The 20,857-nt window shown below is 60.3% G+C and carries 16 protein-coding genes; 5 read left to right on the top strand and 11 right to left on the bottom strand.

Going from position 1 to position 20,857, the window contains the following annotated elements; all coding sequences use genetic code 11:
* Window positions 1-40: 40 nt before the first annotated feature.
* Together HMPREF2942_RS01235 and HMPREF2942_RS09410 are read right to left on the bottom strand one after the other, a co-directional pair.
* Window positions 41-706 carry a hypothetical protein gene (locus HMPREF2942_RS01235; protein ID WP_070688034.1) on the bottom strand — a complete coding sequence of 222 codons (666 nt, stop codon included), beginning with the start codon at window positions 704-706 and terminating at the stop codon, window positions 41-43.
* 327 nt (window positions 707-1,033) lie between these two features.
* The gene (locus tag HMPREF2942_RS09410) at window positions 1,034-1,603 is read right to left on the bottom strand and encodes a hypothetical protein (RefSeq protein ID WP_044143532.1); all 570 of its coding nucleotides are present in this window, start codon (window positions 1,601-1,603) and stop codon (window positions 1,034-1,036) included.
* 311 nt (window positions 1,604-1,914) lie between these two features.
* On the opposite strand from HMPREF2942_RS09410, the gene HMPREF2942_RS01225 reads away from it, so the two are divergent.
* Window positions 1,915-2,661, top strand: a complete 747-nt coding sequence (locus HMPREF2942_RS01225) for a hypothetical protein (RefSeq protein WP_049346508.1) — start codon at window positions 1,915-1,917, stop codon at window positions 2,659-2,661.
* 88 nt (window positions 2,662-2,749) lie between these two features.
* Here HMPREF2942_RS01225 and HMPREF2942_RS01220 read toward each other — a convergent pair whose 3' ends face one another.
* From HMPREF2942_RS01220 to HMPREF2942_RS01210, 3 genes are all read right to left on the bottom strand, one after another.
* Window positions 2,750-3,097: a hypothetical protein gene (locus HMPREF2942_RS01220; RefSeq protein ID WP_049346506.1), complete on the bottom strand. Its 348-nt coding sequence runs from the start codon at window positions 3,095-3,097 to the stop codon at window positions 2,750-2,752.
* 252 nt (window positions 3,098-3,349) lie between these two features.
* Window positions 3,350-4,657, bottom strand: coding sequence for a M18 family aminopeptidase (locus HMPREF2942_RS01215; protein ID WP_049346505.1), 1,308 nt, complete (start codon window positions 4,655-4,657; stop codon window positions 3,350-3,352).
* Window positions 4,658-4,801: 144 nt separating this feature from the next.
* The gene (locus HMPREF2942_RS01210) at window positions 4,802-5,782 is read right to left on the bottom strand and encodes a CPBP family intramembrane glutamic endopeptidase (RefSeq protein ID WP_012904303.1); all 981 of its coding nucleotides are present in this window, start codon (window positions 5,780-5,782) and stop codon (window positions 4,802-4,804) included.
* 242 nt (window positions 5,783-6,024) lie between these two features.
* On the opposite strand from HMPREF2942_RS01210, the gene HMPREF2942_RS01205 reads away from it, so the two are divergent.
* Window positions 6,025-8,208 (top strand): hypothetical protein, encoded by a 2,184-nt coding sequence (locus HMPREF2942_RS01205; RefSeq protein WP_049346503.1) that lies wholly within the window; start codon window positions 6,025-6,027, stop codon window positions 8,206-8,208.
* A 119-nt stretch (window positions 8,209-8,327) separates the two neighbouring features.
* Here HMPREF2942_RS01205 and HMPREF2942_RS01200 read toward each other — a convergent pair whose 3' ends face one another.
* Window positions 8,328-9,809: a glycosyltransferase 87 family protein gene (locus HMPREF2942_RS01200; protein ID WP_049346501.1), complete on the bottom strand. Its 1,482-nt coding sequence runs from the start codon at window positions 9,807-9,809 to the stop codon at window positions 8,328-8,330.
* The gene (locus HMPREF2942_RS01195) at window positions 9,806-11,212 is read right to left on the bottom strand and encodes a glycosyltransferase family 87 protein (protein WP_070688032.1); all 1,407 of its coding nucleotides are present in this window, start codon (window positions 11,210-11,212) and stop codon (window positions 9,806-9,808) included. Before HMPREF2942_RS01195 ends, HMPREF2942_RS01200 begins: the two co-directional genes overlap by 4 nt.
* 316 nt (window positions 11,213-11,528) lie before the next feature.
* On the opposite strand from HMPREF2942_RS01195, the gene HMPREF2942_RS01190 reads away from it, so the two are divergent.
* Together HMPREF2942_RS01190 and HMPREF2942_RS09600 are read left to right on the top strand one after the other, a co-directional pair.
* A complete protein-coding gene (locus HMPREF2942_RS01190; protein ID WP_070688030.1) occupies window positions 11,529-14,429 on the top strand; it encodes a multicopper oxidase domain-containing protein in 2,901 nt (966 codons plus the stop codon).
* A gap of 289 nt (window positions 14,430-14,718) precedes the next feature.
* Window positions 14,719-15,609, top strand: coding sequence for a lytic transglycosylase domain-containing protein (locus HMPREF2942_RS09600; RefSeq protein ID WP_070688028.1), 891 nt, complete (start codon window positions 14,719-14,721; stop codon window positions 15,607-15,609).
* 189 nt (window positions 15,610-15,798) lie between these two features.
* On the opposite strand, the gene HMPREF2942_RS01180 is transcribed toward HMPREF2942_RS09600, so the two are convergent.
* Together HMPREF2942_RS01180 and HMPREF2942_RS01175 are read right to left on the bottom strand one after the other, a co-directional pair.
* The gene (locus HMPREF2942_RS01180; protein ID WP_049341177.1) at window positions 15,799-17,010 is read right to left on the bottom strand and encodes a cytochrome P450; all 1,212 of its coding nucleotides are present in this window, start codon (window positions 17,008-17,010) and stop codon (window positions 15,799-15,801) included.
* A 219-nt stretch (window positions 17,011-17,229) separates the two neighbouring features.
* A complete protein-coding gene (locus HMPREF2942_RS01175; RefSeq protein ID WP_070688025.1) occupies window positions 17,230-17,523 on the bottom strand; it encodes a type II toxin-antitoxin system RelE family toxin in 294 nt (97 codons plus the stop codon).
* 167 nt (window positions 17,524-17,690) lie between these two features.
* Between HMPREF2942_RS01175 and HMPREF2942_RS01170 the strand changes: the two genes are divergently transcribed.
* Window positions 17,691-17,972 carry a type II toxin-antitoxin system prevent-host-death family antitoxin gene (locus HMPREF2942_RS01170; RefSeq protein ID WP_005509047.1) on the top strand — a complete coding sequence of 94 codons (282 nt, stop codon included), beginning with the start codon at window positions 17,691-17,693 and terminating at the stop codon, window positions 17,970-17,972.
* Between the two features lie 82 nt (window positions 17,973-18,054).
* Here HMPREF2942_RS01170 and HMPREF2942_RS01165 read toward each other — a convergent pair whose 3' ends face one another.
* Together HMPREF2942_RS01165 and HMPREF2942_RS01160 are read right to left on the bottom strand one after the other, a co-directional pair.
* On the bottom strand, window positions 18,055-19,500 hold the full coding sequence (locus tag HMPREF2942_RS01165; RefSeq protein WP_070688024.1) for a sugar porter family MFS transporter: 1,446 nt from the start codon (window positions 19,498-19,500) through the stop codon (window positions 18,055-18,057).
* A gap of 222 nt (window positions 19,501-19,722) precedes the next feature.
* On the bottom strand, window positions 19,723-20,724 hold the full coding sequence (locus HMPREF2942_RS01160; protein ID WP_005509045.1) for an aldo/keto reductase: 1,002 nt from the start codon (window positions 20,722-20,724) through the stop codon (window positions 19,723-19,725).
* Window positions 20,725-20,857 lie beyond the last annotated feature (133 nt).

The raw sequence follows: 20,857 nt of genomic DNA, 5'->3' as shown, positions 1-20,857 counted from the left end.
CGCCACAACTGTTTTTGCGCGGGTTTATGCGTGAGTGGACTTATGGGCGGGAGCTGCTGGGGGTTTGGGGCTGGGCCTTCCACTGCTGGTAGGCGCTTGTGGCGAGGAATCGTGCACGGTTGCCGTCGCTGAGCGTCTTGATGTCTGCGGGGGCTGCCTCGTACCACTTTTCGTAGAGACGAATAATCATCTCGGGGTAGGCGGCTTCTTCCAGGTCTGCGCGGTGGGGAATGAATTCGTTGCGGTTCTTGATGTCTCGGTACTCGCTACCGGCGAAGGGGTCGGAGAGTCCGACGCTGGGGTGGGCGTTATAGGCATCGATGTTTTGAACGTATTCGGGGAAGGTGCTCCGCCCTGCTTTGAGTGCGGCGTGGCACTTGCTGTCGATTTCACTGGGCTCAATGATGTGGGCGCCGTCTGCGAGGATGTTCCGGTACTGGATGTACGCGGGGTACTGTTCATCGGTGCGCGGGACGGGCTTGGCGGCTTCTGCTGAGGCGGTAGCTTCGGCGGAGTATGAGGAGCAGCTGACGGTGGGCGTGGTGCTTGCCGTTGCTGAGGTGCTCGCCGTGGAGGGTGAGGAGGTGCTGCTTGCCGCGGTGTTTGCACCACCGCAGGCGGCAAGGAACAGGGGCAGGATTGAGAGAGCGGCACCGTATCGCAGTGCGTTATAGCGGGGGTTGGGGGTCCTGGATTTCAGGGCCATAATGTCACCTCATTGTGGGCTGGAACATATCGATTTGACCCTCACTATACGGGCGGTTTTGATACATGGTCAAGAGAAAAATATGTTTATTTTTTAAAATCCAACACCTCGGAGGAAAATCGACAAACAAGTTTATTCAGCGCCTTGACTTGCGTAAATACGGAAGCCACCGGGCTCTTGAAGTAAACATGTCACTAAAACACCAGCGTCAGGTATTGCTATTTGCCCGATAATCAGCAGAAGCCAACATGCCCGGAGGAGCACGGTTAGGGTGCCGATGGTGCAACCTCCAGCTCCGTCAAAGCCTGCAACCTCAACAGCCCAACGCTACTGCAGGAGGAAATAGATAAGTCCCCTAACGTATTCCCAGAGCAGTACCAAGATGACGCACTGCACAACAAATGCGGCTATAGCTGCGAGGGTTGGCACCCAGTAGCTACGCTTAGAACATGCAATAAAAACTGCTATAAAAATAACGCATGAGATAATATCGGGACCCCAGAGAATGAATGCCTGTAGATCATATGGCCACAATATTCCATGCATATATTCTGTAGGGACTTTACATGAACTTAAGATATTGCCTTTTAAAATTTCATAAGTCCCATACATTTTAAAAACTAAATATAGCGATGCGATCCAAAAAATTCCTATACGAAGCTTTACACCCAGCCACATACTAAAAGTCTGCCATAAGCTAGCTGATACAACTCCCACCACAAAGAAGGGTATATAGTCGAAATATGCACTTTGCCACCTATCACATGGCGATACAAATCTATAGAAATCTGCATACAGGGCAGTTGGGAAAATATAGAAAAATTGCAATACAATGAGAAATAAGATATACAAAATTATTTTCTCATTTACGGCGAACATTTTATAAGTAGAATTCATGATGCCATTTCCTTTCAGTAGCATAAAAAGCTAGTAGCGGAACACCGAACGCATAGCCTCAATATTGTTTTTCTTATCCACTAAGCCCCGAAGCCAATGCTAAGACAAGTAGGCGACCTGCAAACCCTCCGCACTCTTACCCCGTCTACCTCATGTTTAAGCAGGTCAGAACTTTAAGACTACTGGGTTGCACATCTTGCGTCTAGAGTGTTGGTTTTAAACTAAGATGGTATTTTCCATTGACCATGTATCAAATATTTGGGTATGTTTAGACGCAATATATCGTTCCATCCCTCTTGTGAGGTGGTCTCATGACCCACACCCCTGTTTTTCTTTCGCTCCGTTCCAGCGGTCTACGACGCGGTGCCGCGTTGGCGATTCTTCCCATGCTTCTTGCTTCCTGCGGCAGCTCCACCAGCACGGCATCCAGCACTCCGGCACCCTCGAATACGACCGTGGCTTCCTCCCCGTCAGCTTCAAGCGCCACCGGGTCCGCTTCCTCTTCCGCGGCGAAGAAGGCAACCGCCCCCTGCCTTGAACCTGACGAAACCGCGAAAGCTGAAACCCTCAAGCAGCAGGAAGCCATCAGCGCCGACCGCGGAACGGCACTCCCCTCCTACGTCTCCGCGCGGCATGTTGTGCGCAACCAGGCGAACTTCCCCACCCGCGCCGAAGCTGAATCAGCAGGATCCGAGTGCCTGGCACTGTACGAGAAGAACAAGGCCGATCACACCTACGCTGCGGCATGGGTACGCGCTATCGATGACAATAACGTGGCAAGCGGAAAGGTAGCCTCCGGCCCGCGCACTGACATCCAGAGCGCCGACCCCTACAAGGCAAGCAACTATGTCGATATTCGAGAGGGCAAGGAGTACTTCCCGACCCGACAGGAGCTGCTCGCGGCAAACTACCCCGAGAACTACATTGTTGCTTTTGAGGCGTGGGCGCAGCAGGCACCCGCCGATGTGAAGCAGAAGAGCGACGCGAACCGTGCGGCCGCTAAGGATACTCGCTGGTCTGAGGTGGTAACCCTGCCCAGCCCCGACAACCCTGTCTAATCGAACCCCGTCTAATCTGAGTCTGTTTAAAAATAGTTGTGGCGGTGACCGTTATTCGGTCACCGCCACAACTGTTATAGGGTGCAGGTTAGGGCAGGAGCGCCAACCCAAACTCAATAACGATCAGGGCTACAGCACACGCGAAGAGTACCCCACGCGGCACATTGAACTTCTGCCAGAGATCATACAGCTGGCTGGGAATCAACCAAATAACGAACGCCTGAAAGGCAAGCGATAACGCGGGGTTACCCCACTGAATAATCATCAGGGCAAGAGCAAAACCCACGCCGAGCGTATCCAGGATGCGCCGGTGCTTTAGCACCTGCTCCCTCTCCTTTTGATAGCTAGGGTTGTTTAGCAACCTTGGTGGTGCTTTCTTCAACTGACCCACAATGAGCAAAACCGCCAGCGGGATCAGAGAAATATCGAAGAACATGGGAACCGCCTTTCATGTGGGGGTTCGCTCGCTACGCCGGTGACGAGCTGATGGCGCACCATCATTGGTGAAAACTTCTCAAAAACAAGTAGTGTGCAACACGTGTATAACGTATTGTGGGTTACTTTACAGCACGCATAGACCATATTCAAGAGGTAAACACCCCGGAAAGATTCTTAAAAATATGGGCGCCGGGAACCTTACGTTCCCGGCGCCCTTCCCCCAGCTGTTCATACCTCAGCGGGATTCAATTTAGAGGCGGAAGAAGCCCTCCACCGCGCGCGTCATGTACGCCATATCGTCCACATGGCACATCTCGCGCATCGAATGCATCGACAGCAAACCAATACCCACATCCACGGTGCGCATACCCAGGCGAGTCGCCGTAATCGGGCCAATCGTCGAACCACACGGCATATTGTTATTCGACACGAACTCCTGATACGGCACACCAGCCTTCGCACACGCCGCAGCAAACACGCCAGCACCCACCGAATCCGTCGCATAACGCTGGTTCGCGTTAATCTTCAGCAACGGACCACCACCGGGCAGTGGCTGAACGGTCGGGTCGTGGTGACCCTGATAGTTCGGGTGCACCAGGTGACCGGCATCAGCCGACAGGCAGAACGACGCCGCCACCGAACGGCGGTACTCCTCCGTGCTCTCACCGCGCGCAGCGGACAGGCGCACCAAAATATCCTCCAGGAACGGGCCAGCCGCACCACTACGCGACTCCGAACCAAGCTCCTCATGGTCAAACGCCGCAAGCATCACAGTCTCGGTAGCGTGCTCATCCGCATTATCGGCAACGTAACGCTCCAGGGCGGTCAAACCCGCATGCACCGAAGACAGGTTATCCAGGCGACCCGATGCGAACAGCTCCTGATCCGCACCGAAGCGGCGCGGCGGCTGCGAATCAGCGAACAGCAGGTCGTAACCCACAATGCTTTCTGGGTCGACCGGCTCGCCGTCAATCACGTGCTTCGCCATGTAGCCGAGCACGTCATTCTCCGCCGGGTCCACGCCCCACACGGGGTACATGTTGAACTGCTTGTCCAGCACCAGTTCGTTCCGCTTGTGGTCCAGGTGCGGCGCCAGCTGCGGGATGCGCGCAATCGGGCCGGTGCGCACCAGGCGGTCCTTCAGCTCCCCGCCCTCAAGGACGGTGAGGCGGCCCGCCACGCACAGCTCGCGATCGAGGAAGGAGTTCAGCAGTGCGCCGCCGTAGTTCTCAACAGCAATCTGGTGCCAGCCCTTCGTGGTGATGGAGGAGGAAGGCTTGACCTTCAGAGAGGGCGAGTCAGTGTGCGCACCCAGCACGCGGTAACCGCTTGCCTTCTGCGCCTTCGCGCCGCCAGCCCAGGCGATAATCGCGCCGTCACGGACGACGAAGTGGCGGCCGGTTGCGATCTGCGGGTCCCATGCTTCGGTCTCTACAAGCTCGGTGAAGCCCGCTGCTTGCAGGCGGCGCGCTACCGTGCGCGCGGCGAGGTAAGAGACCGGCGACTCCGCCACGAATGCGGCGAGGTCTTCAATATTTTTTACAGCATCAACAGTCATGGTTTAACCCTACCTTTTCTTGGGTGTTGACGGGGTGACCGGGGCCGATAATCCACGCGGCGTGAAGTATGAGCCCTGGTGAGGCTCGAATGGAGCGGGGTGGGCGGGCTGGGGTAGCTGGTCTAGAACAACCCGCCAAATAGCCTATTTATCAACCTTAAGCGGTTGTGTTTCACGTGAAACCTCGCCGCGGCGAGCGCGCGCGTTGAAGATCAGGCAGGCGAGCACCACGTACACGCCTTCCAGGGCGATGCCCTGCAGTGCATCCACGGGGGTCACACCCTCGGAGGCGAACGGATCCAGACCAGCCACCATGGACAGCAGCATCAGGATCACGTTATTTGCCACGTGCAGGCTGATGGAGGCTTCCAGGCCGCCGGTGTACCAGCAGAGGAAACCGGCGTAAATACCCATCGCGAGAATCGTGCTCTGACCCCAGGGGTCGTAGGCGTGGGAGAGCATGAACAGCACGGCGGGCAGCACAATCGGTAGCCAGGGGGTGCGGAGCCAGCGGCCCAGCATCTGCATCATGAAGCCGCGGTAGGCGAGCTCTTCGGCGTAGCACTGCACGGGTACCAGGAGCAGCATCATCGCCACATAAACCCAAAATTCAACCTGTGGAGGTTGAAAATAGCGGTATTCGGGCAGGCTCTCACCGCTCAACGCCAGCATCACGGCGTAGTAGATGCCGTAAACCGCGAAGCTCAAACCCAGGTACGGAAGCAGCAGTGAGCGGCGCAGACGGCCCGCCACCGAATGGATCAGACCCCAGGGCTTCGGGCCCACGACCAGGCGCGCCAAAAAGAGCGAAGGCACAATCGCGATAAGGGAGAGGAAGGTCAGCGCGAACAGCGCCGGGTGTTCCATAATGACGGCGCGGTTCGTAGCTACATCCTGGAGGGAAAGTCCCGAACCCATAATCGTCGCAGCCAGGGCAACTGAAATGATCAGGTTGAGGCCAATAAATACGGCGACACCGAGCAGACCTTCCAGCAGGGGTGAGAACCAGCGGGATTTCGGGTCGGCGTGGGAGAGACGGTGGTAGGCAAGACCTGCAACAGGCGCAGGAGCAGCGGGGGTTCCGGCGGCTACCTGCGGGGGTGCGGGAGGCGGTGTAGTGTTCATTCTTTAATCCTAGCCTCCGCGGGGTCGATGGTGACCGGGCATACGGAAACCTTCAAGTGCCGATTGATACGGAATGTTCCAAAACCATTGAAAAAGCCGTGAATAAGGCTAAAAACCTACCATTCACGGGGTTCATTTTCTGAACCTATGCCATAATTTGTAGCGATAATACGCTCATATACATAGTCGCTGATGACCGCTCTTCCGGGGTGTTTTTTCAGCACCAGAAAGGCTGCTTTCTTATGGCACTCGTCTTCAATCCGCCGCCCAACTGGCCCGCTCCTCCTGCTGGATGGGCCCCCACTCCTACGTGGCGCCCCGACCCCGCGTGGGGTCCCGTTCCTGAAGGTTGGCAGCTGTGGGTCGAAGAGCCCGAGCCCGAACCCATTCAGGTTGAAGAGGCTACTATTGAGCCGCTGGTTCCCGAGCAGTCCGCTGCTGAGGCGGCTCCCGCTGAGCCCGTAGTCGCTGAGCAGGTTGCTTCCGAGCAGTCTGCTGAGGCGCACGTTGTTGAGGCACCCGCGGCTGAGTCCGCTGTTGAGGCTGAGCAGCCCGCCGAGGTTGCGGCACCGCTGACCGTTGAGGACGTTGACCTGGAGCAGCTCGCCGCTGAGCTCGAAGGTGAGCAGGTCGTCGAGGTTCCGGAGGCGGCAGCACCCCAGGCTGAGGCATCCCACGTTGAGGCACAGCAGGTAGAGGCGCCCCACGTTGAGGCGTCCCAGGCTGAGTCCGCTGAGGAGTCCTCCGAGCCCAAGCCGATGCGTCACCTGACTCAGGTTCCGCTGACCGGCACCGCTCTGCCCGAGCAGGTTCTCGCATCCCAGTCTTCCGCAGTTGAAGAGCCCGCTGTTGAGGCTCCGGTTGCTGAGGCTCCCGTAGCTGAGCAGGTTGCTTCCGAGCAGCCCGTTGAGGCGCACGTTGTTGAGGCTCCGGTTGCTGAGCCGGCACTGTCCGAGCCTGCTGTTTCCGAGCCCGCCGCTTCTGAGCCGGTCGTTTCCGAACCTGTTGCAGAGCCCGTTGTTGTTGAGCCGGTCGCCGAGGTTGCCCCCGAGGCACCCGCTGCCGCGGAACCGGCAGTTGAGCCGGTTGCTGAGGCTCCCGCGGCTGAGGCACCCGCTGCTGAGGCGCCCCACACTATTGAGAGCTCCCCGCTCGTTGAGTTCCACACCCCCGAAACCGAGCGCACCGTCAACCTGTCCGAGCGTACCGTGAACCTCTCGGAACAGCCCGGCCAGAACGTACAGCCCGGCCAGAACGTGCAGGGTGACCAGAACGCACAGTTCATCCCGGCGGGTCAGGCACCGAACGGCTTCCAGCCGAACCAGGCTGAGGGCTTCCAGGGCCAGAACTTCCAGAGTGGCAACTACCAGGACCAGGGTTTCCAGGGTCAGAACGCTCAGGGCGGCCAGTTCCAGGGCAACCCCTACCAGGGTCAGCCGTACAACGCTCAGCAGCCCTACCAGGGTCAGGTTTCCGATCAGGACCAGGCAACCGTGGCGCTCAGCAACCCCTACATGACCGAGCCCGGCAACCAGGGCAACGGCGAGGACGGCTCCGAGAAGAAGGGTCTGCTCTCCGGCACCAAGATTTGGGGTGTTATCGGTGGTGCGCTGGCTCTGCTGATTGTCATCATCCTGGCAATTGTCATGCTGATTCCGCGTGGCGGCTCGAACCCCGCCTCCAATTCTGCGGCGGCATCGAGCGCGGCGGCTACTTCCGCTGAGGCGTCCTCCGCGGCAGCATCGTCTGAGGCTTCTTCCGCTCCCGCATCTGAGAGCGCGGCGGCAGCTTCCGCTTCTTCCGCAGCGCCCATCGCTGCTGCTGAAGCGAAGATGCCCGAGGGTGAGTTCAAGGAATACAAGAAGACCGTCGCCGACAACAAGGACACCATCGACATTGAGAAGATCAAGGGCGATGTGTCCGCAGGCCTGCTCTACTACGAGTTCAAGCCCGCAGACGGTGTGGTCAACGCCTTCATCACCAGCCGTGACGATAAGGGCGGCATCACCTCGGGTGTGAGCGTTATCGACTCCACCCGCGACAACAAGGAGCTCAAGGGCACCGCGTGGATTGACGCGAGCGGCCACTCCACCCCCACCCGCAAGCTGGAGCTGACCGGTAAGGGCGAATGGACCATCCGCGTCTACGATGCAGACTCCGCACCCCACTACAAGAAGGGTGAGAAGTTCCAGAGCACCATGAACTTCTACGCTTTCACCTACGAAGGCACCGAGGCAACCATGGAGTTCCAGACCAGCGGCCCGACCACCCGCGGCTTCACCGTTCTGAACGCAACCAAGAACGACCCGTTCTTCTCCTCGACCATCCCGACCGTGAAGAGCAGCATGCAGTGGGTTCAGAGCAACAAGAGCTACATGCAGGTTCGTACCGACTCCAACATTACTTGGAGCATCGGCACTAACTAACAGCGTGACTGACTAGGTCAGCAGGCTGGGTATAAAAATATCCCCCGCATCCGTGATGGGTGCGGGGGATACTTTTATGCCCGGTGAAAGCTGTGCACCTGCTGGAGGCGCCCGCCGCTTTAGCGGGAGTACCTCGCCTCCGCCAGCTCGGCGCCCGCGGCGCGTGCCGCATTTTCCACCAGCTGACGATTCGCCAGGTACACAAAGAACGTCACCAGAATAAACAGGTACATCAGCTGGTACGGCATGGTGCCCGCCATCAGGCCCAGGGAGCCTTCGGGCACCATCAGAATCTGATCCGAGCTGAAGTGCGGGGAGAACGCCAGCACAATCCAGAACGGCGAAATGTACATGCCCACCAGCGCCGCGGTCGCCAAAACAACAGCCAGTGTGAAAACAAAGGAGCTGACCCGCTGGTACATGAGCGGGAAGATCTCCATAACCACGGCGGCGAGCATCAGCGGGTACCAGGTGTTGTGGTGCGACCAGCTAATCGGCGAAATCTGTAGCATCATGAACGCGGTCAGCGCCAGCTGCGCCATGAGTGCGCGGGCACGAATCAGCGGAACCAACAGAACCGCCGTGACCAGCACAATCAGCAGAGTCAACGCCACCTGCACCACCGACAGGGCGGTAGCCGTCAGGTGATGCTGCAGGCCCGCGTGGGTCAGCGTACCCATAATCGACACGTTATCGAAGTAGCTGAACCAGCCCACACGCGAAGTGTCATGCACCGCATGGAACCAGAACGTCAGCGACTCCTCACGGATCACCAGGAAGCCGATACCCACGGTCGCGGCGAAGCTAGCACCCAGGGTCGCGATGCCCTTCCAGTCCTTACGCATGAGCAGCAGCAGACCGAACGCGAGCGGGGTCAGCTTAATACCCGCCGCAATACCCAGCAGCACACCGCGCGGAACGCGGGTTGCCGGGCGCATAAAATCGGCGAGAATCAGCATCAGAATGATGGCGTTAATCTGCCCAAAATGCGTGGTCAAACGCCACGGGCCGCACATCCAAATCAGCGCCGCAATCAGCGACACCATGCCCCAGTGACCCAGGTGCTTCTGCAACGGCAGACGCCACGAGCGGCTACGGGCGTAGGAGTACAGTAGGTACGCGCACCAGTAGCTGAGCGCACAAATAATGGCGGTAATCAGCAGCATGCTCTGCGGCTCGGTGAGGAACGCGAGCGGGTAGAAGAGCAGCGCCGCAAACGGCGGGTAGGTGAACGGCAGGCCGCGCGTGTGGAAGGTGTACAGCTGGTAGCCGTCCGGGCCGTCCGCGAGGGAGACAGCGCCCAGGCGGTACACGTAAATATCGTCAGCCGCCGCGTGCGTCACGTAGTCGAAGGCGTAGAGGGCAACCAGGATGAACAGCAGGTGCGCCCAGAGAGCGCCGCTACGCAGACCGGGGATGCGGTCAAAGAAGCCGCGACGCGCAGGTTTTGTGGGCTCTGCGGCAGGCTCCGCGCTTTCTACAGCGCTTTCAACAGCCGGTTCCGCAACCGGTGCAGGTTCAGCCGTAGAGCCAGCCGAAGCCCACGGGATTATAGGCGCAGCCGCCTCGGCGTTCTTCTCACGATTCTTCTCGCGGCTCACGCGGTTGCCTCACGGGAGGTAGCGGCACGCACAGACTCGGCGCTCTCGGTCACCAGGGCACTCTGGGTCACCAGTGCACGGGCGCCCCACCAGCCCAGAGGCGCGTCGCTACGCACGGAACCGTACTGCACGGGCTCAACCTTTGCGCCACGCACCGGCGCGCTCAGGGCAGCAACAGACCAGAGCGTCATCGTCACCCACAGGCAGAACGCGGGAATAGCCGAAACCGCCAACGCGCCCGGAGCCAGCTGCTCCAAACCATCCGCGCTACCGTGGAACCAGGACGCAATCCTAATCGGCGAAATATACAGGCCCAACACCGCAACCACCGCGAACACCGTCGCCGTCACCCGCAGCCACGCAGGCTGAACCGCAAAATAGGTCGGGAACGCATCCATGATGAACACGGCAGCCAGCAGGGGCAGCAGCACGTTGTGGTGCGACCAGCTAATCGGCGACAGCGCCACCATCAAGGAGGCGGTCACCGCCACCTGCGCCAGCGCGGCACCGCGGCGTTCCAGCTGGTACAGCAGTGCGGCGGTCAGCACGATCGTGACCAGCGCCAGGGCGTAGTAGACCGGCTTCACGGCGCTCTCAGAAAGACCGAAGTGCAGCAGCCAACCCTGAATCGAGACGTTATCCACAAAGTTCAGGCCACCCACACGCGAGGGGTTCGTCAGCGCAGAGAACCAGAACTCCGGCGCATCCTTAGGCATCAGAATGAAACCCAGCGCAATGGTGCCGAAGAACGTCGCACCCAGGGTCGCAATGCCCTTCCAGTCGCGGCGGACCAGCAGAATCAGACCAAACACGAGCGGGGTCAGCTTCACGCCGCCCGCAATACCAATCAGCACGCCGCGCGGCACGCGGGTTGCCGGGCGCACAAAATCGGCAAGAATCAGCGCCGTAATGAACGGGTTAATCTGAATCAGGTCCAGGGTGCGCTGCCACGGGCCCGCCGCCACCACCAGAATGGTCAGCACCGCAATCGTGCCGGCACGACCAAAGTACTGCTGCAGGGGCAGTTCGCGGCCGCGCGCATTCACGTAGTTGTAAATAATCGTGGAAATCCACCACGCCACCACAGCCGAACCGACCACCATAATGACCATGCCGACTTCCAGGGGCATAAACGCGAAGGGCAAGAACAGCATCGCCGCGAACGGCGGGTACGTGAACGGCGGCTTGATGACGCCGTGATCGTTCAGGGTCGGGGAGTATAGGTCCTGGGTAAAGCCCTCGTTATCGAAAATGGTCATTGCGCCCAGACGGTAGATGGAAAAGTCCATACCGGAGAAGGGGTTGGTGAGCATTTTGATGACGTATCCACCGCCAACAATGAGGATGAGTGCCACAATAGCGATTTTTCCCCAGATGGGGGTGGTGGAGTCAGTCCTTGTCACGAGGTGCTTGTCCTTACCTTGGTGCCGGCGGATGCGCGCGTAGGGTGGGCGGGCATCTGATTTTGGAATCCTAATAGTTTATCGCGCGCACCTGTGAAAGGTGCATTGGGGAGCAGGTTCACAGGGGGAGAACCGCTCGAGCGCGCAGGCACAACTATCACGATATGAGCCGCCTTCATATGCACGTCATGTCTTCAAAATTGGTACTATCCGGGCAATATAATGGGCTTATTGGCACCCACCCCACCGCAGGGGTACCGGGTGCCGACCCGCACACCGACGTCCACGAACAACCAGCAGTGAAAGCAGTGATCACGTGAGTGAACATCTCGGCACCCCACCCGAAGGTGAGAACACGAGCGGCAAGCCCGCAGGCGCAAACGTCTCCGGAGGCGGCTCCTCCGGCCTGAGCATTGGCGCGCGCCCGGCTGATGTGCCCGGCGCGAACCTCACCCCCGAAGAGATTGCACGCCGCGCATCCGGTCGCGGTACGTGGCACCGTCGCGCCTCCAAGCCGGTCTCTCACTGGATGTTTACCCTTGTCGGCGTACTTCTGCTGCATAAGCTTATCCCGAATAGCGGCTGGCTGATGGTGCACATTGTCACCCTCGGCCTGATTACGAACTCGATTCTGATTTGGTCGCAGCACTTCACCGAAGCGCTCATGAAAATCAAGATTCCTGACGAGCACCGCGGAACCCAGGTGCGCCGCATCTTCATTCTGAACGCCGGTATTCTCGTGCTCATGATCGGCATGGTCGGTCAGCTGAGCGTGCCCGGCCTCTACGCCGCCACGGTGGTGGGCGCCCTCATTGTCGGTTCGATGGTCGCCTGGCACGGTATCTACCTGCTGAAGCAGGTGCGTCAGGCTCTGCCGTCGCGGTTCGGTGTGACCATTCGCTTCTACGTTGTTGCGGCGCTGCTGCTGCCCCTCGGTGCGGCGTTTGGCGGCATGATTGCCTACCCGAACCTGTCCGGCACCCTGCATTCGCAGTTCCTGCTCGCGCACGAGGCAGTGAACGTGCTCGGCTTCGTCGGTATTACCGCGGTGGGTACGCTGGTGACGTTCTGGCCGACCATGCTGCGCACCAAGATGGTGGATAAGGCGCTCACCCACAGTCTGCGCGCCCTGTACCTGATGTGCGGTGGCTTAGCGTTGACCGTTGTCGGCGCGATTTTAGGGATGCGTCCGCTCGCCGCAGCCGGCCTGGTCGTCTACCTGGTTGCCCTGCTGATTGTCGCCTGGGTGATGGTGCGTACCCTGCGCACCAAGCGCCCGAACGAGTACCCGCCCATGAGCGTGGGTATGGGCTTCCTCTGGCTGATTGTTGGTGTAGCAGCGACCGCCTACCTGGTGGCGACCGTCCCCTTCGCGCAGCTGGACATGCGCGCCGTGACCCCCATCTTTGTGGTCGGCTTCCTGCTGCAGCTGCTGCTCGGCGCGATGAGCTACCTGCTCCCGCAGCGTATGGGCGGTGGCCCTGCGGTGGTGCGCGCCTCCAACAAGGAGTTCAGCCGTTTTGCTGCTGCCCGCGTGACCGCCGTGAACCTGGCGCTGCTCATCTTCATGATGCCCAGCTCCATGGTGGGCCAGTCCATTAAGATTGCCGTCGCTATCGTGGGTGCGTTGGCGCTCATGGCGTTCATTCCGCTGATGGTGCGCGGCGTGAAGGCGTCCGTGAATACCCGCAAGGAAATGATGGCAGCACGCGCCCGCGGCGAGAAGCCCGTCTTCAACCAGGAGGCGCTCACCCCGGAGCCCGTCCCGCATGCCAAGCAGAGCTTCCAGGCGGCGTTGGCGGTTGCCATGGCGTTCCTGCTGGGCTTCGCCGTGAACCCGTCCGCGCTGAACCTGCCGTCGTTCTCCTCGGCAGGTTCCGTGGCTGCAACCGGTCAGACCACCACCGTGCAGGTGAAGGCGACCAGCAACTACCGTTTCACCCCCGCCGAGGTGGAGGTCCCCGCAGGTAACCGCCTGGTCGTCGAGGTCACCAACGACGACCAGAGCATGACCCACGACCTGACCTTCGACAACGGCGCAACCACCGGCACCATCAACCCCGGCGAAACGAAAACCGTCGACGCCGGCATCATCAGCGCCGACCAGGAAGCCTACTGCTCCGTAGCGGGCCACCGCTCCCTGGGCATGGTGTTTAAGGTGAAGGCGACCGGCGCCTCCGCAAACCAGGTGGCGCAGGGCGGCCACAACCACGGTTCTGCGGGCACCCACAACCACGCGGCGTCGGGTAGCACCCCGACCCTCATGACCGTTGCGAACAGCAGGATTGACATGTCCGCAGCGCCCGGCAGCGGCTACAAGTACCGCGACCCGAACATCCCGGCACCAAACACCGCCGAGAAGGTGAACGGCAAGACCGTCCGCAAGGTCACCCTGGACGTGCAGGAGGTCGACCGCGAGGTCGCACCCGGCGTAACCGTCCACATGTGGACGTTCAACGGGCAGAACATGGCACCGATTCTGCGCGGCAAGGTCGGCGACATTTTTGAAATTACACTCATCAATAACGGCACGATGGGCCACTCGCTGGACTTCCACGCGGGCATGGTGTCCCCCGATAACACGATGAAGACCATCGCCCCCGGTGAGCGTCTCGTCTACCGTTTCGAGGCGAAGGCCGCCGGCATCTGGCTGTACCACTGCGGTACCGCCCCGCTGAGCCTGCACATGACTCAGGGCATGTACGGCGCGGTCATCATTGACCCGGCAGACCTCGACCCGGTCGATCACGAGTACGTGATGGTTCAGGGCGAGGCGTACCTGCACGACACCGGCAAGACCGCCTCCGACGGCAACAAGCTGGCGGAGAACTCGCCGGAGCTGATCGCGGCGGGCACCCCCACGCTGACCATGTTCAACGGCCACGCAACCCAGTACAAGGCGAAGCCTCTGCATGTGAAGAAGGGCGAGCGTATCCGTGTTTGGGTGATGGCGGCTGGCCCGAACCATGGCACGAGCTTCCACGTGGTCGGTTCGCAATTCGACACCGTCTACAAGGAGGGCGGCTACCTGATGCGCCGCGGTGCGGATGCGTTCGGCAGCCGTGACGGCCACAGCCAGGCACTCGATTTGGCGCCCGCTCAGGGCGGCTTCGTGGAGATGCAGTTCTTGGAGTCTGGCACCTACGTGTTCGTGAATCACTCCTTCTCGGAGATGGAGCGCGGTGCCGCCGGCAAGATCGTGGTCACTGATCGCTAGTAGTGGCTACCCGCTAAACCCTCACGCTAGGCGCTTCTAGCGCCCCGTGAGAGGTAGACCCCGCCCGGTGCATCCTGTGAATGGATGCGCCGGGCGGGGTCTTTCTGCGCTGTCTTGCTGTGCCGCCTTTCTGCCCCGCACAGGCTCCTACAGAGCCGATACAGAGCCAGCCCAGAGCCCCTGCACACGCCCCGGCAGGAGCCTGCACGCACATCGGCGAACTATGCTTTTAGCCTCATGGGCGAACTTTTCTTAGCCAGGAGCGGGCATGGTGCGCTAGTCTATAGGAATGGCAGATAGCACTTCGAGCGCCTCTTCCGAGCGTAACGCTACGAGCGCCTCCAACCACATTTCCGTTCCGGCGGATCAACAAATTTCTCCTCGGCAGCGTAAAGCTTTCCCGCTTCGCTTTCTCGCCGGGGTTCTTGCGCATTGGCAGATTATTGCCTCTGCGGTCCTTCTGGGTGGCGGTGTTGCCGGCTTGGCAGCCACCTACGACGATTACTGCGGCATGACGGAGCTATCGTATGCTCCGGCGGCTCTCCGCTCCGATTTTGAGGAGGGCTCTAAGGTGTCGGGTTTCCGTCCCGGCGTGCTGGCGGCGCAGATTGAGACCGAGAGCCACTGGCGTGTGGGCGTTGAGTCCCACCAGGGCGCTAAGGGTATTGCACAGTTCACTGATGACGCGTGGAGCGGCGGCCACTACAGCTTCGGCAATGGCGGTAATGTTCTGAACCCGCACGATGCGATTGCGGCGCAGGCACGCTACTTGGCTGAGTTGCGTACTCGTTTGGCGAAGTACGCCTCCAATGAGGATGAGCTACAGGATGTGGTTCTCGCCGGTTATAACGCGGGCCCGGGTTCCGTGGAGAAGTACGGCGGTGTTCCCCCGTATGAGGAGACTCAGAATTATGTGAAGTCGATTCGCGAGCTGGCGAATTCGAAGTATAAGCTGACCTGCTCTCCCGAGTACCAGTTCAAGCAGGCGAAGTTGAGCTTCGTGAATGGTGTGACTCCGGCGATGGCTGGTGTTCATGCGGATGGTACGGTTCTGTCCCCGGAGGAGTCGGCATCAGCTGCGGCGGAGGCTTCTGCTTCTGCGAGTGCTTCGACTCGTGCGTCTGCGAGCGGTTCTGCGGGTTCTTCGGTGAAGCCTTCGGCAACGAGTTCCGACCGCTAGATTCAGCTTTATTGAGTATTCCACTAGGCTATATAGCCGTCTGGGAATATTCCGCTTTATCTATAGTGAGCGGCTGATACCGGCCGCCACTACCCTACTATTCACTCTTATATTTACTCTTAACAGCGCGAGGCGCCGACCCCTATTCTCGGGGTTCGGCGCCTCGCACTTTTTAGAGCTGGAGCGTGCCTAGTTGAAGATGGCGCGCACGACCGAGTAGCCGGAGACCGGGTACACGGCGTTTACGGTTGCGGGCTTCTCGCTCTCGTCCGCGATCTCAATGGACTCGGTGCCGCGCAGCAGCTCCTCGAGCAGGATGCGCAGTTCCAGGCGTGCCAGGGGCGCGCCGGGGCAGACGTGGATGCCGTCGCCGTACACGAGGTTGCGGGACTGGTCGCGGTGCGGGTTGTAGGTGAGGGCGTCTTCGAAGGCGTCCTCGTCGCGGTTGGCGCTTGCCCAGTTGATGGTCACGCGGGAGCCGGCGGGCAGGGTGCGGCCGCCGAGTTCGGTGTCCTGAGTGGTGATGCGGCGGTTGGTGACGAGGGTGTCTTCGAGTCGCATGATTTCTTCGACGGCGAGGGCGATTTCGCTGCGGTCGTCGAGTGCGTTGCCGTCGGCGAGGGATGCGCGCAGGCGGTCCTGCTCGGCGCGGTTGCGTGCCAGGAAGTTGACGAATACGCCTACGGTTGCGGAGACGGTGGACAGCTCGCCCACGGTCCAGTTGCGGATGAGGCTGACGATTTCTTCGTCGGTCATGGTGCGGGGTTCTTCGCCGGGCAGCTGCACGGTGTCGGTGAGCAGTTCGGCGGTGACGTCCTTGGGGTTGCCGGCTGCGGCGTCCTCGCGGCGTTCATCGAGCAGCTGGCGGATGTAGCCGTCGAATTCGAGGGCAACCTTGGCGATTTCTGCGCGGTCACGGCGCAGGGTGGCGACGCGGTTCTTCTCGATCCACTCGGTGAGGGGCTGTTCGAGGCATGCGGGCCAGCCCATGAAGGCGTTCTGTACGCGCATTGCGTAGGCCTGTCCGAAGCCCTGCATGACGTCTACTTCTTCGCCGCGGGGCAGTTCTGCGATGAGGGTCTTCACGGCGTCGCGGATGACGGGTGTGAACTTTTCGAGGCGTTCGGGGGTGAAGTACTTGTCGTTGACCGCGCGGAAGGTGGTGTGTTCGGGTGCGTCCATGCCGTTGGGGACGGCGATGTGGCGGGTGGAGACGACGTTGGAGTAGATTTCGGGGTGGTCGAGTACGTGCTGTACGTCGGCGTTTTTGAAGACAGAGTAGCCCATGAATTCGTCGTGGGCGACGGGGCAACGGCGGCGCATTGCGTCGTAGGCAGCTACCTGGTTCTTCTGGACCTCTTCGCTTCGGAGGTCCCAGTCGTTGTGTACGTTCTCAGTCATTGTTCACCCGTGTTCGTTATAGAGTTGTGGCGTGCTGGATGCGGGCGTCCGGGCGATGCGTGTGGGCAGGGTCGGGCGTGCATTTCAGCACGTGAATCCATTACTTATTCTTTGACCGTATCACTTATGGGTTGGTGGCGCAGGGTAGGGGTTCCTTGCTTCTCATTCAACGAACAGTGCGGTCGCGGCAGCACTACAACCCATCACGCCGCATTCACTCTACAGGCCACGATAGACTTCTCGCCGATGACCAACTCGGAAGACCTCAACAACAACCGCGCCGTTATCAATGGTGTATAGAATGCGGTAATTTCCTACTCGCGCCCTGTACCCTTCTTCGCCCTGTAGCTTCTTGACTCCCGCCATATAGGGGTCATCACCAAGGGACCGGAGGCAGGCGATAATTTTCTCAAAGACAGCCCGGTCTTCTCGTTGGATTTTCTTCAATTCTTTCGCTGCTTTGCGCGTCAATTCGACCCGGTACGCGGGGTTTGAGACATGGTTTGCAGTCATCTGCACCCTTCAGGCAGAGCTCTAAATCTTAACCTCAACCTTAGCAGAAAAAGTGTACACTTTTTACACACTTTACATTGTTGTACTATGTAAGTAGCTCCCCTGGATAGAATCTGCACAGGAACTATCCTCGGAGCTAACGCATCAACCCCAGAAAGGAACCAGTCATGACTGTCACCACTCACCGGACTCGTTCCAATGTCACGACTCTTAAAGAACTCCGCGACAACCTCGGAACCAAAGTCAACGAGGCCGTGTTCTCCGGCGAACGTCCCCTCATCAGCCGCAACGGAAAGACTGTTGCCGCGCTCATCTCCTACGAAGATTTGAAGCTACTTGAAGAGTACGAAGAGCTCCTCGACATTGAGGCTCTACGCAAGGCACGCGCCGAAGATGACGGCTACCGCATCGGCCTCGACGAGTTCCTCGCAGAGAACCCTGCAGACTAGTCTTTCAACGCATATTGCGAGGCGGGCGGCACCTCCACCAGGGAGGGGCCGCCCGCCTCATTCATGCCTAAAACCGCAGGGTTTAACGCCCGCGTGCGGAGGGGTAGATGCTACCGTCCATCACGCCGCGCTCCACCTGCTCCAGGCTCACGCCGCGGGTTTCCGGCAGGTTGCGGAACATCAGCAACGCAATGATCACGTTCACCACGGCAAAGCCGATGAAGGAGCCAGTCAGACCGACCGCACCCAGAATCACGGGGAACACGAGCGACAGGGTACCGTTCATCATCCAGCCGCTAAACGCCGAAATACCCATGCCCGCCGCACGCACGCGCAGCGGGAACAGCTCACTCATAATCACCCAGGTAGACACGTTCAGGCAGGTCTGCATCGCACCCACAAAGCAGACAATAAGCACCAGCAGAATCCAGGGACGCGCCGCGTTATCGGCGGGCAGAAGCATGGATGCGCCCGCAATCAGCACGTGGAAGAACGCGGTCGAGCTGTAGCCGGTAATGACCATGACGCGGCGCGGCACGCGGTCCATCAGGCGCAGCGACAGGATGGAGCCGAGCACCGAAATCGTACCGGGCGCAATGTTCGCAATCAGTGCCGCAGACTCGCTGAAACCGGCCTCCTTGAGCACCTTAATGCCGTAGTACATGATCGAGTTGATGCCGGTCAGCTGCTGGCCCGCGCCAACGAGAATACCGACGAGCAGGATGCGCACGAACCAGCCGCGCACGCCCACGTTTTCTTTATCGGTGGCGCTGTTTCGGGAGGCGCGCGCCTCCTCCTGCAGGGTACGTTCAATGTCGGCGATTTCGGCTTCGGCACGTTCGGCGGAGCGAACACGCTTCATCACCTCGAGCGCCTGCTCACGCTTGCCGACGCGCAGCAGCCAGCGCGGCGACTCGGGCACGCCCAGCATGCCGACGAACAGGCCGATGGCGGGCAGGGTGCAGATGGCGAACATCCAGCGCCACACGCCATCGTGTTCACCCCACAGGTTGCCGATGAGGGCGTTCACGATGAACGCGGCGAGCTGACCGCCCACGACCATGAGCTCGTTGCGGCCGGAGAGGGAGCCGCGAATTTCGTAGGGTGCGAGCTCTGCGAGGAAGACCGGCACCACGGCGGAGGCGCCGCCAACCGCCAGGCCGAGCAGGGTGCGCCCGGTGATGAGCACGGCAACGTTGGGTGCGAAGACGCAGGTCAGGGCACCAATGAAGAAGATGGTGGAGAGCCCAATGATGGTGGTTCGGCGGCCGAACCGGTCGGAGATGCGGCCGCATCCGAGTGCGCCGATAGCAGCGGCGAAGGCGAGCGACCCGGTGACCCATCCTTGGGCGGTGGAGTCCATGCCGAGTTCGCGGCTCATGGGTTCGAGCGCGCCGTTGATGACTCCGGTGTCGTAGCCGAAGAGGAGTCCGCCGAAGGTGGCGATGAGTGCAATGATGCCGAGGTATCGGCTGTGCGTCCCGGTGCCCAGTGGGGGCAGGGTGGAGGCGGTACTCTGTGCGCTCATGGTGTCCTTTATGCCGAGGGGTTAGGGGAGAGTCCACCGACATTGGTGGTTCTTCAGCACTGTCAGTGGGCTAGGTGAGGTGCGTCAGGTTAGACGCACCTCACCTAATCCTAGCGAAAACGTTCGGCGGGTGATATTTATTTCTCACCACGGACATTTTTCAGCGTATATTACGGCCAACATATGCGACCGCATGAGTGCCCCTTTAAGAAGGAGCACCGTTTAGAACAGCGCGATCTTCTCGGGTGCGGGGAAGATGGCGTCCAGGGCGGCGAGGTCCTCAGCGTCGAAGCGCAGGCATGCCGCCTGTGCGTTGGCGCGCACCTGTTCGGCGCTGGTTGCACCGGCAATGACGGAGGTGACCGGCGACTGCTGCGCGAGCCAGGAGAACGCCGCCTGCACCTCGGTGATGCCGCGTTCGGTGCAGAAGGTGTGGAAGGCTTCGAGCTGGTCCCAGTTGGCGGCGTCGAGCACGTTCTTCTTGGAGTGGGACAGACGCGAACCGGCGGGAATGTTGTCTCGGCGGTACTTGCCGGTCAGCAGGCCGTTAGCGAGCGGGAAGTACGGTAGCACACCCATGCCGAAGTGCCGTGCGGCGGGCAGGATTTCGAGTTCTGCGCGGCGGTCGAGCAGGTTGTAGTGGTTTTCAGCGACGATGAACCGTTCGGTGCCGAGTTCACGGGCGCAGTGTTCGGCGTGGGCGAGCTGCCAGCCGGAGAAGTTGGAGTGGCCCAGGTAGCGGACTTTGCCGTCGCGTACGAGCTGGTCGAGAGCGCTGAGGGTTTCTTCGATGGGGGTGTTGGGGTCGGGGCTGTGGTAGAAGTACAGGTCGATATAGTCGGTGCCGAGGCGGCGGAGGGACCCTTCGACGGCGCGCATGATGTAGCGGCGGGATCCGCGGGCGTTGCGGTCGTTGCCGTTGAGGTCGCCGACGGGCAGACCGAATTTGGTGACGATGGTCAGTTCGTCGCGGTCGAGGCCGAGCTGGGTGAGGGCGGTGCCGAACATGGTTTCGGAGAGGCCGGGTTCGGCGCCGTAGAGGTCGGCGATGTCGAAGAAGCTGATGCCGGCGTCGACTGCGGCGGCGATGACTTCGTTGGTGCCTTCTTGGGTGCGGGTGGGGGTGCCGGGGCGGCCGAGGTTGTTGCAGCCGATGCCGACGCTGGGTACGACGAGGCCGGAGTTGCCGAGCCTGCGGTAGACGGGAGATTCGATACGTTCCATGTTTTAACTCTACGTTGTGCGGGTATGTTGCGTGGTTATTTCCCCTCCAGTTGGGAGGCGAAGAGCTTCCTGAAGCGTGATGTGGGGTCGGTCGTTAGGTCCCGGTAGGTTCCTTGCTCCACCACACACCCAC

It is taken from the genome of Rothia sp. HMSC071C12 (genome assembly GCF_001813895.1).
GTDB lineage: Bacteria > Actinomycetota > Actinomycetes > Actinomycetales > Micrococcaceae > Rothia > Rothia mucilaginosa.
The sequence above is the reverse complement of the archived record's forward strand: the minus strand, read 5'-3'. Positions and strand labels throughout refer to the sequence as shown.

Bases quoted from the DNA above. Each gene is read 5' to 3' on its own strand.
- HMPREF2942_RS01235 (WP_070688034.1), bottom strand. From the start codon at position 706: ATGGCCCTGAAATCCAGGACCCCCAACCCCCGCTATAACGCACTGCGA.
- HMPREF2942_RS09410 (WP_044143532.1), bottom strand. From the start codon at position 1,603: ATGAATTCTACTTATAAAATGTTCGCCGTAAATGAGAAAATAATTTTG.
- HMPREF2942_RS01225 (WP_049346508.1), top strand. From the start codon at position 1,915: ATGACCCACACCCCTGTTTTTCTTTCGCTCCGTTCCAGCGGTCTACGA.
- HMPREF2942_RS01220 (WP_049346506.1), bottom strand. From the start codon at position 3,097: ATGTTCTTCGATATTTCTCTGATCCCGCTGGCGGTTTTGCTCATTGTG.
- HMPREF2942_RS01215 (WP_049346505.1), bottom strand. From the start codon at position 4,657: ATGACTGTTGATGCTGTAAAAAATATTGAAGACCTCGCCGCATTCGTG.
- HMPREF2942_RS01210 (WP_012904303.1), bottom strand. From the start codon at position 5,782: ATGAACACTACACCGCCTCCCGCACCCCCGCAGGTAGCCGCCGGAACC.
- HMPREF2942_RS01205 (WP_049346503.1), top strand. From the start codon at position 6,025: ATGGCACTCGTCTTCAATCCGCCGCCCAACTGGCCCGCTCCTCCTGCT.
- HMPREF2942_RS09600 (WP_070688028.1), top strand. From the start codon at position 14,719: ATGGCAGATAGCACTTCGAGCGCCTCTTCCGAGCGTAACGCTACGAGC.
- HMPREF2942_RS01180 (WP_049341177.1), bottom strand. From the start codon at position 17,010: ATGACTGAGAACGTACACAACGACTGGGACCTCCGAAGCGAAGAGGTC.
- HMPREF2942_RS01175 (WP_070688025.1), bottom strand. From the start codon at position 17,523: ATGACTGCAAACCATGTCTCAAACCCCGCGTACCGGGTCGAATTGACG.
- HMPREF2942_RS01170 (WP_005509047.1), top strand. From the start codon at position 17,691: ATGACTGTCACCACTCACCGGACTCGTTCCAATGTCACGACTCTTAAA.
- HMPREF2942_RS01165 (WP_070688024.1), bottom strand. From the start codon at position 19,500: ATGAGCGCACAGAGTACCGCCTCCACCCTGCCCCCACTGGGCACCGGG.
- HMPREF2942_RS01160 (WP_005509045.1), bottom strand. From the start codon at position 20,724: ATGGAACGTATCGAATCTCCCGTCTACCGCAGGCTCGGCAACTCCGGC.